At 46.4% G+C, this 14,607-nt stretch carries 6 protein-coding genes and 1 pseudogene; 1 reads left to right on the forward strand and 6 read right to left on the reverse strand.

Annotated features, from left to right (window positions below; all coding sequences use genetic code 11):
- Positions 1-97 precede the first annotated feature (97 nt).
- From ACIDITHRIX25_RS000000103330 to ACIDITHRIX25_RS000000103345, 4 genes and pseudogenes are all read right to left on the reverse strand, one after another.
- Positions 98-2,545 (reverse strand): IS1634 family transposase, encoded by a 2,448-nt coding sequence (locus ACIDITHRIX25_RS000000103330; protein ID WP_201733665.1) that lies wholly within the window; start codon positions 2,543-2,545, stop codon positions 98-100.
- A 240-nt stretch (positions 2,546-2,785) separates the two neighbouring features.
- Positions 2,786-4,027 carry a group II intron reverse transcriptase/maturase gene (gene ltrA / locus ACIDITHRIX25_RS000000103335; protein WP_201732520.1) on the reverse strand — a complete coding sequence of 414 codons (1,242 nt, stop codon included), beginning with the start codon at positions 4,025-4,027 and terminating at the stop codon, positions 2,786-2,788.
- Positions 4,028-4,762: 735 nt separating this feature from the next.
- A complete protein-coding gene (ltrA, locus tag ACIDITHRIX25_RS000000103340; RefSeq protein WP_201732343.1) occupies positions 4,763-6,031 on the reverse strand; it encodes a group II intron reverse transcriptase/maturase in 1,269 nt (422 codons plus the stop codon).
- Between the two features lie 611 nt (positions 6,032-6,642).
- Positions 6,643-7,656, reverse strand: a pseudogene (locus tag ACIDITHRIX25_RS000000103345) (IS1595 family transposase).
- Between the two features lie 645 nt (positions 7,657-8,301).
- Between ACIDITHRIX25_RS000000103345 and ACIDITHRIX25_RS000000103350 the strand changes: the two are divergent.
- On the forward strand, positions 8,302-11,763 hold the full coding sequence (locus tag ACIDITHRIX25_RS000000103350; protein WP_201733666.1) for an indolepyruvate ferredoxin oxidoreductase family protein: 3,462 nt from the start codon (positions 8,302-8,304) through the stop codon (positions 11,761-11,763).
- A gap of 656 nt (positions 11,764-12,419) precedes the next feature.
- On the opposite strand, the gene ACIDITHRIX25_RS000000103355 is transcribed toward ACIDITHRIX25_RS000000103350, so the two are convergent.
- Entirely contained in the window at positions 12,420-13,265 is an 846-nt protein-coding gene (locus ACIDITHRIX25_RS000000103355) for a crotonase/enoyl-CoA hydratase family protein (RefSeq protein WP_201733667.1), read from the reverse strand.
- A 265-nt stretch (positions 13,266-13,530) separates the two neighbouring features.
- On the reverse strand, positions 13,531-14,574 hold the full coding sequence (gene holA / locus ACIDITHRIX25_RS000000103360) for a DNA polymerase III subunit delta (protein ID WP_152626131.1): 1,044 nt from the start codon (positions 14,572-14,574) through the stop codon (positions 13,531-13,533).
- Positions 14,575-14,607: the final 33 nt, after the last annotated feature.

Consider the following 14,607-nt stretch of genomic DNA (forward strand, 5'->3'; position numbering starts at 1 on the left):
GTTCTGTGAGAGCGGGGAGGGGAAGTTCCTCCCCGCCACTCGACAACCACCCCATGAAAGCCCAGGTCATGACCATATTGGTGTCTGGATTTGGGCACTACAGTTGAGCAATCACCTTCTTGGTTCGAGCTAGGGTATCTACTACTCCAAGAATAGAGTAGATCTCTTTTTGGGTAGAGTTTGGAGTAGAGGAGATACGAAGGTTATGTAGACGTTTGTTATCATCTAACATCGTTACGTTCAAGCGGCTATGGGTAGACACTTGAGCAAGAATGCTGTGAACACTTCTTTTGTCACCGGCTTGAGATAAGCTAAGTGCAATTGCTCCATAGAGGTGATAAGCAACTACCGAGATAAATAGATGAGCAGCGGTACGACTAGCTAGTTGGTAATAGATCGGTCTCATCCCAAGATTGCTCTTTAGGGCTTTGAATGCATCCTCTACCTTTGTTAGGGTCATATAGAGCTTCCAGATCTCTTCTGGTTCTAGATCGTTCCTATTGGTCTCAATCACATATGCACCATAGAGAGTCTCAGCTGCTTCTTTTACTTTTGGTTTCTCGGTCAAAACCAGCTCTTTGACTTTTTGGTCATCGCCAGTTATGGCATCTATCTCATAGCGACGTGCAATAGAGCGATGCTCTTGCTTTAGCTTTCCTATTCTTGAAGCCACAGTTGTGGCATTGGAATATTGACCACGCTTAACTGAGTCAGCTAGTTTGTCAAATGCACTTTGGAACTTAGTTTGCATACCTATAGCAATTGCCTCTTCTTTATCCCTGCGACGCTCTGAGATACATAGGATCTGCTTTATCTTGTTGTCCATTGAGTCACTTGCGTATGGTTGAGCGCCATTGGAGTGGTTGGCTTGGGGTTCATTGCTCTGGGAGTGCTTGGCCTGTGGACCGCCAACTTGTGGAGCAGTATCCATCGAATCGATACCGAGGGACTCGCCGCCAAGTGAATGGTTAGCTTGTGGATGAGCGCTGAGTGATCCAGCATCGATGAAATCAACACGCATCGACTCACTGCCCATCGACTCGATGCCCATCGACTCACTGCCTTGTAGATGAACAACTATTTGCTCAGAATCCACCTCAGCACCCAGGTTACCACCCGACTCAGCAGCTTCTCCCTCGGCACCCGACTCAGCAGCTTCTCCCTCGGCACCCGACTCAGCAGCTTCTCCCTCGGCACCCGACTCAGCAGCTTCTCCCTCGGCACCCGACTCAGCAGCTTCTCCCTCGGCACCCGACTCAGCAGCTTCTCCCTCGGCACCCGACTCGGCAACTTCTCCCTCGGCACCCGACTCGGCAACTTCTACCTCGGCACCCGACTCGGCAGCTTCTCCCTCGGCACCCAGGTCAGCACCCGCCTCGGCAGCTTCTCCCTTGTCATCCATCTCACCACCCAGGTCATCACCCAGTTCTTTGATGTAGATGCTCTCATTGGAGGAGTTCTTGATCTCTAAGAAGGTATCTTTTCCTTGGCGTAGTTCAGCTAGATAGTGTCTAGCTGCATTAGCGCGTGTAATTACCAGATAGCTAAGACCATAGGACTCAATCAGTGCGATGTTGTCATAAGTTGCTATCCCTCTATCCATGATAACCGTTGGGAGATCTTCGCTAAAGAGTCCCTGTCTTAGGTGACTAGAGATACTAGATAAGACATCACCAAGGGTTTCAGGCTCTGACTGATTACCGGGATATATGTGGCTATAGATCGGTAGTCCACGATCATCCACCAAAAGGGCAAGACTTACTAAAGTACAGTCGAAGCGCTTCTCTTTGAAGTGGCCATATTGGGCTAGATCATTACCAAGTGTTCGTCCCTCAAAATAGGCATTGGTAAGATCAAATAAAAAGAGACGCTTATTAGTTGGGTAAAGCTCATTCTCGGCTTTGATAAGTGCCATCTCGATTGAGTCTTTGGCTTCGTAGATAGCATCAGCTATCTCATAAATAGCATCTTTACCGATATTGCTAAGGTCTTGGTCTACCAATTCATAGAGTGCAGAGTCCTCTTTTAGGAAGCGATGTGTTTCAAGATCAGAAGAAGGAGCAACCAAACGAGCACATATTACAGCTTTAGCAATTGCTGTCTCTTTTTCACTAAGGCCACACCGTAGTAGTTGCTCTTTGATCTTCAATCTGTCATAGAAGCTACTAGCTATTAGTTCAGGACCTAAGCGCCTAATATCAGATGCCTCTAGAGATGATGTATTGACATTTAGGAACTCGGCATCTTTTGTGATTACTTCACGATCAGAGCGAAGTGTTTGAGTAACAGAAAAGCTAGATAGAACTTTATCGGCGATTGACTTTAGTTCTAGATCACCTTCAAACAAAGACTCAGAGCCAGCTAGTCTCATCGTCAATATCTGAGCTAGCTTCTTGTAGTCCTTAGGATCGATCTCAAGTCGTCCTAGATCCATAACTATCTCTTGGCGTACTTTATCTCCTTCGCGATAAGACCTAACTAACTGATGCTTTATATATTTAGTTCCAGTTGCCTTATTCTTAGTGGTCTTCTCGCGAATGAACATATAACAAGTATACCAGATGAATTACCTTGTAGGTCAATATTCGCAGCTAACTCTCAGCTTAGGGCACTACATTCGCCACTTGAGAAAACCGAACTTCATCTACCAGCATCTCCAAATAGGGGTTACCCCTAAATAGGGGCTAAAAGGGGGCTTAAACGGGGTCTTGGGGGAAATTCAGTCGAGTGGCGGGGAGGAACTTCCCCTCCCCGCTCTCACAGAACCGTGCGTGAACCTCTCAATTCACACGGCTCCTAGCGAACCGACTTTTGGTATTACCCCAAATGACCAGTGAGCCCAAAGATTGGGTTCACGTTCGGCTATTTGAGATAGGTATTTCCAAGCATTTGCTCGTATGCTAAGTCGCCTGTACTTTTTGCGTGCCCATCTAATCAAATAGATATTGATACGTCGGAGGAGTTGGCCTAATCTGGATTTGTAGAAGCGTCCATAGTAGTTGATCCAGCCTAAGATCACCGGGTTGTAAAGCCTGGCGAGTTCGGCTATGGTTTGGCCTGTTTGGAGGTGAATACGAAACCGCCTAAGTTCTCTGCCCATTTCTTCTACCGCTTTATCTGAAGCCGCTGGCAGGAAGTTGTTAAACTGCTGCTTGAACTTATTGCGGGCGTAGCGTGGTGCAAAGGTAAATCCTAGAAAGTCAAAGCGTATTTGTTCGAACTCTCCTTTACGGTTGGAGTCCTTACAATAGACGATTTTGGTCTTTTGTGGATGTAACTCCAACTTGACCTGCGTCATTCTCTGACCTATAGCCTCTAGGATCTCTTCGGCTCGTTTCTTTGTTTCCACATGTACCAAAAGGTCATCCGCGTATCGTTCAAACGGGGCATAGGGTAAGTTCTTTACCATCCATTTGTCAAAAGCGTAATGTAAGAACAGATTCGCCAAAATCGGAGAAATCACCCCGCCTTGGGGTAATCCTTGCTCTCGATCTATTAGTTGTCCATCTTTGTTTTGCATTGGAGCTTTCAACCAACGTTTGATGTAGAGAATTATCCATGGCTCTGATACGTGCATAGAGACAGCTTTTAGCAGCAGTTCATGATCTATTGTGTCGAAGAAGGCCTTGATATCTAGATCAATGACCCAATCGTACTTCCAACATCTCTTGCGTGCTTTTTCAATGGCATCATGGGCTGAGCGATTCGGCCTGTAACCATAGGAGTCTTCGTGGAAGACCTCTTCCAATCTTGGCTCTATGTAGGCTTTAGCTACCCCTTGGGCGATGCGATCTTTGACGGTTGGAATACCTAGGATTCTTTTACCGCCATCTGACTTGTCTATCTCGACATATCTAGTTGCCGCTGGAAAATAACTTCCAGAAGCCATTCGATTCCAGAGTTGGTAGAGATTGTTCTTTAGATCCATCTCAAAGACTGAGATGGACTGCTTATCAATCCCTGGTGCTCCTCGATTGGCTTTTGCCTCTTTGTATGCTTTAAGTACGACGTACTTGTCTTTTGTCAAAAGCTTTTTCTTGTCGTGGTCTTGACATTTGATCCCTCCCCCTCAACTTTTACCTTGAGAAGTTGTTCATTTGCCAATTACAACTAGATCTGCTGTTTACTCCATCTCTTTGGCTTACATCCTCATTACAAGGACTTCGTAGCTACTACGGGATGGTCCGCCCCCAATCCATAGGCATTTGGTACTTTCCCTCTTGTTGATCTGCAACTTGTAGGTTTTTCCTCATCTTTGGGCTTAGCCCATGTAGGTTTTTCCTCATCATTGGGCTTAGCCAAGAACGTCTAGGACTGGGTTCTCATGTTCCACATAAACGCCTGATGTTAAGCTCACGCCACCTACACGCCGGATGCCCAAGGAGCACTAATTGGGTTAGTCTCCAAGTTGTCCCGAAAGTTCGACGTCCCTCGGTTTCGACATCATCCATACCAATTTCGAACGCTTCGTCAGTGGTTTGTTTTCACTCGTCTTCTTAACTCATACCTGAAAGAGTCATTGCTCTAACTTTTCCGTACCGCTTTGGACAACAGTCTTTAGCTAATGCCCCGTACGGTGGTTTGGAATCTCCTCCCAAAAGGCGATCCCGGAGGGCCTACCTCCATCATCTATGTAGCATTGCAGTGTGATTGTTATCAGCTTCTACATGATTTACAACCTCTTTCATTCATGACGCACGTCGAGTGGCGGGGAGGAACTTCCCCTCCCCGCTCTCACAGAACCGTGCGTGAACCTCTCAATTCACACGGCTCCTAGCGAACCGACTTTTGGTATTACCCCAAATGACCAGTGAGCCCAAAGATTGGGTTCACGTTCGGCTATTTGAGATAGGTATTTCCAAGCATTTGCTCGTATGCTAAGTCGCCTGTACTTTTTGCGTGCCCATCTAATCAAATAGATATTGATACGTCGGAGGAGTTGGCCTAATCTGGATTTGTAGAAGCGTCCATAGTAGTTGATCCAGCCTAAGATCACCGGGTTGTAAAGCCTGGCGAGTTCGGCTATGGTTTGGCCTGTTTGGAGGTGAATACGAAACCGCCTAAGTTCTCTGCCCATTTCTTCTACCGCTTTATCTGAAGCCGCTGGCAGGAAGTTGTTAAACTGCTGCTTGAACTTATTGCGGGCGTAGCGTGGTGCAAAGGTAAATCCTAGAAAGTCAAAGCGTATTTGTTCGAACTCTCCTTTACGGTTGGAGTCCTTACAATAGACGATTTTGGTCTTTTGTGGATGTAACTCCAACTTGACCTGCGTCATTCTCTGACCTATAGCCTCTAGGATCTCTTCGGCTCGTTTCTTTGTTTCCACATGTACCAAAAGGTCATCCGCGTATCGTTCAAACGGGGCATAGGGTAAGTTCTTTACCATCCATTTGTCAAAAGCGTAATGTAAGAACAGATTCGCCAAAATCGGAGAAATCACCCCGCCTTGGGGTAATCCTTGCTCTCGATCTATTAGTTGTCCATCTTTGTTTTGCATTGGAGCTTTCAACCAACGTTTGATGTAGAGAATTATCCATGGCTCTGATACGTGCATAGAGACAGCTTTTAGCAGCAGTTCATGATCTATTGTGTCGAAGAAGGCCTTGATATCTAGATCAATGACCCAATCGTACTTCCAACATCTCTTGCGTGCTTTTTCAATGGCATCATGGGCTGAGCGATTCGGCCTGTAACCATAGGAGTCTTCGTGGAAGACCTCTTCCAATCTTGGCTCTATGTAGGCTTTAGCTACCCCTTGGGCGATGCGATCTTTGACGGTTGGAATACCTAGGATTCTTTTACCGCCATCTGACTTGTCTATCTCGACATATCTAGTTGCCGCTGGAAAATAACTTCCAGAAGCCATTCGATTCCAGAGTTGGTAGAGATTGTTCTTTAGATCCATCTCAAAGACTGAGATGGACTGCTTATCAATCCCTGGTGCTCCTCGATTGGCTTTTGCCTCTTTGTATGCTTTAAGTACGACGTACTTGTCGATATCAAAAGCTTTTTCTTGTCGTGGTCTTGACATTTGATCCCTCCCCCTCAACTTTTACCTTGAGAAGTTGTTCATTTGCCAATTACAACTAGATCTGCTGTTTACTCCATCTCTTTGGCTTACATCCTCATTACAAGGACTTCGTAGCTACTACGGGATGGTCCGCCCCCAATCCATAGGCATTTGGTACTTTCCCTCTTGTTGATCTGCAACTTGTAGGTTTTTCCTCATCTTTGGGCTTAGCCCATGTGGGCTTAGCCAAGAACGTCTAGGACTGGGTTCTCATGTTCCACATAAACGCCTGATGTTAAGCTCACGCCACCTACACGCCGGATGCCCAAGGAGCACTAATTGGGTTAGTCTCCAAGTTGTCCCGAAAGTTCGACGTCCCTCGGTTTCGACATCATCCATACCAATTTCGAACGCTTCGTCAGTGGTTTGTTTTCACTCGTCTTCTTAACTCATACCTGAAAGAGTCATTGCTCTAACTTTTCCGTACCGCTTTGGACAACAGTCTTTAGCTAATGCCCCGTACGGTGGTTTGGAATCTCCTCCCAAAAGGCGATCCCGGAGGGCCTACCTCCATCATCTATGTAGCATTGCAGTGTGATTGTTATCAGCTTCTACATGATTTACAACCTCTTTCATTCATGACGCACGTCGAAACTGGGGCTAGTTTCGCTAGCAAAAACCATTTTGGAGTCAAATTCTCGGAGTAGCGGATGTGGAGACGCAAACACACATGTATTGAGAAGTCGCTCGACCAATGACATTTCAAAGTGCCTTGCGTTGAATCGGTATGCGAATTCCTCGAGGCATAAGTTGCTTATGTTCCTCATCTCCGTGGTATGTTCCGTCGATAAATTTCTTGCAGTTCCCAATTTAGGATCTTGAGCCATTTGAATGTTACATGTGCTTGTTCGTCTTTGGATAGAGTGAACCAGTGCGCTAGTCCAAGGTCTTTCAGCACATACCCGTAACTTGGGTTACCATCACTTATCAGCTTGGTATTAGAATCTCAACGTCTCACAAAAACATCTTTGGGTGATTTAGCAGTGGTATCTTTGATTACTTCCATGAAGCAATGAGTAGGAGCACCATTGCTAATCGATATTCAAATTAGGACATTGGTTTGGGTCGTTGCTTTTCCTCTTTAGCCTTCGCCATGGCTCTCACCACCTAAAAAGAACTCATCTACCTGTACATTTCCTCCAAGGTTGTATAAGCCATTACGCTCAGCCATTACGCTCAGCCATTACGCTCATCCATTACGCTCAGCCATTGCCTTAGGTAGCTTATTTAGCATCAACCAGCCAGTCGAATAAGATACTTCAACGAATTTAGCAAGGGCTCTGATGGCTGGGGGAGGTAGTAGCTGAAAGACCACGCTTGTCGTTGGACAATAGATAGATAGCGGAGAACCACTTGGATAAAGAGATATGGCTTCGATGGAAGATGGTTCCGGAGGTAACGCTAGTTTGGCGGTGAAAAGATTTACATTGAAAAAGTGGAGCTCGAGACGCTGCATTTCTTGAAATGATTTGGCCTTACTAAAGTAAATTGATCGAAGTCACACTTTGGACATCTAAATCCCTCATAGCATAAGCAATTTGATCAAATGATCTTCACATGCTTCTTGCGACGCGGAAGCGTACCATAAAGCCTGAGATATCTACCTAGACAGCTTTATTGAACATCTGTTCTACTAAGGATTAGCTCCAATCTGGTCTCGGTGGAGGCGAAACTTACGAAAGTTGATAAGTAGGTTTATGTAGCATTGCAGTGTGGCTGTTATCAGCTTGTAGGTGATTTACAACCTCTTTCATTCATGACGCACCAAGGAACTTCCCAATAGGGACACTAGCAGATAGCAAAAATAGCTAGGCCATGGGTGGTGCCTAGGGCTGTCTTGGAGTCAAAAAGCCAGCGAATCTGGCTTTCATCATACGAATTTTGCCCCAGGAGGCAAGTTCACTGCGACTAATCACACTAAGATTGCCTTAAACCTACAAAGTTAAAAATATACGCCAGGTTAAACGCTTACCCAAAGTCGTTCGGATAGAAACGATAGTCGAATCTAAGTAATTTCGACTTTGGATTCGATGCGCTAGCTTGGGCTATAGGGTTAACTTTACGGAATAAGATTTCGCTAGGAGCAGTCAAGAAGGGGTGGGGTCGAGACAATTGTCAACTGTTGTATTTCCAAATGGAATGGAAATGGACGAAGAGATCTGTTTGAAACTCGATAGATACCCCATATACCATCTTTGCCAACTCATCGATAGCCAAAGCATGGAGACGTTATGACCAATGCAGTTCAAACCAAATTCCAATCGCTCTCGGACCGCTACTCCCTGCAAACGGGATGGGTTCCGCTCTCTGGCATTCAGGGAATAATTAGAGCCCTCATAGAGATTCGAAGATACGATATCAAAAACGGTCTCAACACTTCAGCCTTCGTCAGTGGCTATCAGGGCTCACCGCTAGGCGGATTAGATACCGAACTATTGCGCGCTCATAAATCCATCGACAACCTCGGAATTGTCTTTCAACCTGGCCTAAACGAAGAGTTGGGTGCGACGTCGATAACAGGGACCCAGCTGCTAGCTTTGAATCGATCATCAAGCGTAAGCGGCGTAACTGGTATCTGGTATGGTAAGAGCCCCGGTGTGGATCGAGCTAGCGATGCGATAAGACACGGCAATCTCATCGGAGCCTCATCAAAAGGCGGAGTATTAGTATTAGCCGGGGATGATCCAGCAGCGAAATCCTCTACAGTTCCGGGTTCGTCGGACGCCACTTTAGCGGCTATGGGTCTTCCAGTTCTATTTCCTGGGAACACCCACGACCTGATCGGCCTAGCTCTCCATGGCATAGCACTCTCTCGCGCAAGTGGACTATGGAGCGGCTTCAAAGTCGTCACCAAAGTCGCGGACTCTACAGGTATATTCCCGGTAGGGGCCGACTTCAATCCGATTATCCCGACTCTCGACTATCGGGGCACCCCGTACCACCACATACCTGATGCGGAACTCCTTGGTGCCCACCTTTTGGAGTTAGAGGAGCGTCTCCTTGGGATCCGATTAGATATCGCCAAAGAGTACATCTACCAAAATAAGTTGAATCCAACCACCAGATCTTCAAATGCACGCCTTGGAATCGTAGCCGTTGGAACTGTCTATCATGACCTCTTGACGGCGCTTGCAAACCTAGGCATAGCCGATTCTGACGACATTGCAATAAAGAAAATGATGGTCACATACCCGCTGGATGAACGTGATATCATCGAATTTGCCAATGGACTTGAAGAGATTCTGGTCATCGAAGAGAAACCAGCCTTTGTCGAGCGACAAATCAAAGAGATACTTTATGGCCGCGCGCAAGCGCCCATCATCACAGGCAAAAAAGACGACCGGAACAATGCCCTTGTTCCCTCCCATGGTGCACTTGAATCCGACGATATCGCCAAAATTGTAGGTCGACGCTACCTTAGCCGTCACCGAACAGAGTCAATTACCAAATACTTAGACAAACTAACCAAGATTGATTCGAGAGAGCTTCTCCAAGTAGAGCAAAGAACTCCGTTTTTTTGTTCAGGATGCCCTCATAACACATCTACCCGCACCGAGGACTCAAACATAGTCGGCGCTGGAATTGGATGTCATACTCTTATCCTTCTCAACCCAAGAGGCAGAGGAGAGATTACCGGAGTTACTCAAATGGGAGGAGAGGGAGCCCAATTCATCGGAATGGCTCCATACCTTCCCGGCAAGCACTTCATTCAAAACATGGGAGATGGCACATTCCACCACAGCGGCTCCTTGGCCATTAGAGCCGCTGTCGCAGCCAAAATCCCCGTCACCTACAAGATCCTATACAACGACGCGGTAGCAATGACAGGGGGCCAGCGCGTCGAAGGACAACTAACAATTCCCGAGATGATCGAATCGCTCTATCTCGAGGGCGTATCAAAAGTGGTGGTTACAACTGACAATCGGGAAGCTTACGACGGCGTTAACCTGCCAAGAGGTACTGCCGTTTTTGATCGAGGGCAGCTAGATAAGGTCCAAAGCGACCTATCAAAGATCAATGGTGTTAGCGTAATCATTCACGATCAACTCTGCGCGATAGAAAAGCGCAGGCGTAGACGACAAGGGACCCTCGATGCTCCGAAGACTCTCATCGTTATAAATGAACGAACATGCGAAGGGTGTGGAGACTGTGGCGACAAATCCAATTGTCTCTCGGTCGAACCGGTTCTAACTGAATTCGGAAGAAAGACCAGAATCAACCAAGGCTCATGTAGCTCTGATCAGACGTGTCTTCAAGGCGATTGTCCTTCGTTTATGACAATTCCAAACGGCCCCAAATCACACAAGCCCATTGCGCTACCCAATGTCGATCTCGTGAAACCAAATCTCAAAGACTTCCGGGGGGCGACCAATATACGTCTAGTGGGAATTGGGGGGACTGGGGTTGTAACCCTGGCCGCGATCATTGAAGTTGCCTGCATTCTGGATGGAAAGTATTCTCGTGGGCTAGACCAAACCGGACTTTCGCAAAAAGCAGGACCGGTCATATCCGATATAGTGATCTCCTCCATTTACGAGGAGGGTTCAGCTCCATTGACATCGGGAGGAGCCGATTTGATCCTAGGATTCGACCTCATCGGCACCGCTGCCACCAAAAATCTAAAGGTGGCAGATCGAGACCGAACCATTGCCATCGTCTCTAGTTCGGTAATTCCCACCGGACGTCAAGTAACGGATGTAAAGCACGCTAAAACTCCCGACTCTAGCGCCATAGAGATGATAAACGAGTTCACCAACAGTGAGTCAAATCGATTTATTCCAGCTCAGGAACTCTCCGATATCTTATTCTTAGACCAAATACCGGCAAATGTAATTATCTTTGGTGCAGCTTGGCAGCTTGGACTTATTCCATTAAGCCTCGAAGCTATCGATGGTGCATTCAAACTCAACGGGGCGAACCTAAAGACGAATAAAGACGCCTTTGCATGGGGACGGATCGCAATAACCCATCCCGACAAGATCTCTGAATTGATTGATCCGATGTCAGCTAGAAATCAGCCGACACATAAGACCCTCACCTTAGTAAAAGAGGCACTCCCGATCAACGAACAGTCTTTGGTCGAAACTGTAGCAATTCGATACGAAGATTTGATTCGCTTTCAAAATAAAAAACTAGCCAAAAACTATCTCTCATCTGTGGTCACCTTTGCCAAGTCGGCCTGTTCTAAATTTGATAATCCAACCAAAGTGATCGATGAATTTACAAGAGGTCTCTACAAATTCACCGCCTATAAGGATGAGTACGAAGTGGCGAGACTGCATCTTGAATGGGTCGCCTCTCAAAACTACAGCGAATCCCCTACGATTCTGTTACATCCGCCGATTCTGCGTTCATTAGGGATGAAAAACAAGATCAAACTCAACAAGAGTGCGGCAGTAGCTATGCCAATTTTAGCGAGATGTAAAGTGCTCCGAGGAGGAAAACTTGACGTCTTTGGTAAGACTCCGATTCGAAAAGAAGAAGCCAAGTTAGCACTTGAATACCGAGAAACCATCACCAACGCACTGGATATCGTAAGCGCGGCTGACTATGCACTATTTCTAGAGCTAGTAATGCTATATGACAAGGTTCGTGGTTACGAAGAGATCAAACTAGCAAACCTCGACCGATATCGTGCTCGTGTTAGAGAGATCCAGGATACGTTGGCTCAAAGTAAAGTGTCAAAAGCATAGCCAGGCATCTCTAGCTCAATAGTAAAAGTATTGAGTTGAAGTCTAGGTCAACTTATCGACTCGACAATTCTTTACAACACCATGAATAGTCGAGGTATTTGAATCCAAGACAGACCTTCTAAAGGACCATGCATCGATTATGAAACGAGAGTTAAACCAATTAGGAACTTACTATCGTCGCTGTAGCAACTCTGAATCTTTGGGATCGCAGAATCAATCTAAAGATTCAGAGTTGGAGATCCGCGCGACATTTGATCCAACATGACCCAATTAGAGGCCAGATCAATTGAAAACATCCTCAAAACAACTACTGCACTTGGACGACAGGACGAAGATCTATAAAATTAACTTTCTACAGCTTTCACCCTAGATGGGGGTGGCTCTCAGGGATCATCCATTCCATGAAAGCAAGTGGCCACCTAGCGAACATTCTAACCATCGCCGATACCGATAATAAAAATAAGTTGATAGCACAGACAAACCAAAATTCCATAGATCGTGCCAATGACCAGTGTACCGCTATGGAAATAACTCCAAAAGGAGCCTACCCTGGTAAAATACTGACTAGATACCATCGGAAACTATCCTGAAATAGCCATCACAATCAAATCGAATTGATCAACTATAAACCTGTATTAAAGTGGCTTTTAGTACTATCAAAATTCATCGAGTTTAGGAATCAAATCTGGCACATCAACTGAGACTAAATCCATGAAATTGGGCTCACGCTTTTGAAGGAAAGATTCGATCCCCTCGTATGCATCGCCCGAACGACCCCTCGAGACCATCGCCTTTGAATCTAAGCGATGAGCATCCATTGGACTTCCTGCGCCCATCATCGTCCAAAGCATCTGTCGCGCCAATGCCACTGATACCGGCGAAGTTCCTAATGTCATTTGGTTAGCACGCTCAAGCGCCCTATCTATCAAAAGGTCCGGCTCAATGACCTCCGACACCAAATTCCCCGCCAGAGCCTCTTGGGCGTCGAAAACCCTACCACTCAAAACCCAATCCAGCGCTTGGGAGATTCCGACTATCCGAGGTAGAAACCAACTCGATGCAGCCTCTGGTATCACTCCACGGCGAGTAAAAACGAATCCAAACTTAGCCTTCGTTGATGCAATCCTTAGGTCCATCGGGAGGGTCATGGTTACCCCAATTCCAACCGCTGGACCATTTATAGCTCCTACGATGGGCTTTTTAGATTGAAAGATCGCCAGCGACACCTTTCCTCCGGTATCTCGCGTTTTACCGTTTGAGCGTGCTTCATCTTTTGAATAATCAAACGTTTTTCCCCCGCCAACAAGATCAGCGCCTGCGCAGAACCCTCGCCCTGCTCCAGTCACCACCACAGAACGAATGGCATCATCATTGTTTACTTGGTCAAAAGTTTCAATAAGTTCGTATGCCATAGTCTTGGTGAAGGCATTCAGCCGCTCAGACCTATTCAAAGTGATGAGCCCAACTTTTCCTACAACCTCAAAAATGATCTCGCTAGCCACGCCCGCCCCTTGTTTGATTAAAATGTCTCACACAAATTCTTATTCCAACTCAAACACTAGCCAAAAGATCACATGAGATGGTCCAAAGCGCCAAAAGCTAAAACAAATCTGCTAATTCGCCTCACGAAAGTACCCAGAGGGGCAAAGCTAATACTTATAGCTCTGTTTTTGGACGATCTTTCTAACAATGGCCTAGCCAAAGCACCTTATCGTGGGCCAAGTTGTCATCGATCACAACCAAAAGAGAAAAACTAGTTGCATCTACCTATCGGCGAGAGGAAGATTGATTCCGCCGGCCAAAAAGATTGGTCAATCGCGCAACTAAAAGCTCAAGAGCAAATCGATCTGAAATGCCATCGAGTCCTTTCATTCGCCCCTCAGTCTCTGCACAATACTCCAGTGCTTTCAAAACGTCATCGTAGGTAAGCACAGAAGCGGCGCTCGCTAACTTCTTCGCGGGAAAATCGTTTTTCTTTCTCATTCCGCTTGCTACTAAGGCCCGATTGATTTCGTCGACTGAGTAATTTAAAAGTCCGTGTACCGCCGCGATCTCAATGATTCTCCGCGAGATGGTGGTATATACCAGAAGAGGATGGATCCGGCTATCGTCTATAAACCGACGCAACTCTCCCAGCACCTTTGATTCAGAATTAGCCCGTGCCTCTTCAATGGCAGAGGTCAAAAGATAAAGTGGCTGAGATCCAGCCCGGTTCAAATACGGCTCAATCTCCTCGACTCCTAGCCTAGATCCGCTCCCAAAAGTCGCCTCTAAAACCTCTAGAAGCGATCGAACCCTAGCGACATCCTCGCCAAAGTGATTGGCAATCAAATTAGTCACACCGGCTTCAAATGACAAAGAAGACGATCGAATCTCGTTTTCAAGAAACGATCTCCGGTCCTTGGCATCTCCTAGTTTAAGATCTATCACCTGGCCGCAGGTGGTAATAGATTTCAAAAGCTTTGAATCTATAGTTCCGGTACTACTTGAGAGAACCAAATAATTATCGAACAATCGCTCTTCGGTTGCTTTGATCAAATATTGGCCAAGCATCTCTGTTAGCGAACTATCCAACGCATCAATGGATCGCAACGTCACTATCGCCCCGTCGCTAAACATATAGGCTTGACTCAATGCCATAACCACCTGAGAGCCCTCAACAGAAGACGACTCAAAGGTCACAACTTCAAGTTGCCCTTTTTTCTGTAATGATTCAATTGCCGCTGCCTCTCCATCTTGGACAAGGCGAGGATCGTTCCCTCTAATCAAGAAGATCCGCTTTTGGTGGTCTAAGCTTAGTTCGTTATCCATAGCATCTCTAGATCCAGGCTCAAGGGCCAAGCT

The organism is Acidithrix sp. C25 (assembly GCF_904848545.2).

Coding starts and splice junctions, on each gene's coding strand:
- ltrA (WP_201732343.1), bottom strand. CDS start 6,031: ATGTCAAGACCACGACAAGAAAAAGCTTTTGATATCGACAAGTACGTC.
- holA (WP_152626131.1), bottom strand. CDS start 14,574: ATGGATAACGAACTAAGCTTAGACCACCAAAAGCGGATCTTCTTGATT.
- ACIDITHRIX25_RS000000103350 (WP_201733666.1), top strand. CDS start 8,302: ATGACCAATGCAGTTCAAACCAAATTCCAATCGCTCTCGGACCGCTAC.
- ACIDITHRIX25_RS000000103330 (WP_201733665.1), bottom strand. CDS start 2,545: ATGTTCATTCGCGAGAAGACCACTAAGAATAAGGCAACTGGAACTAAA.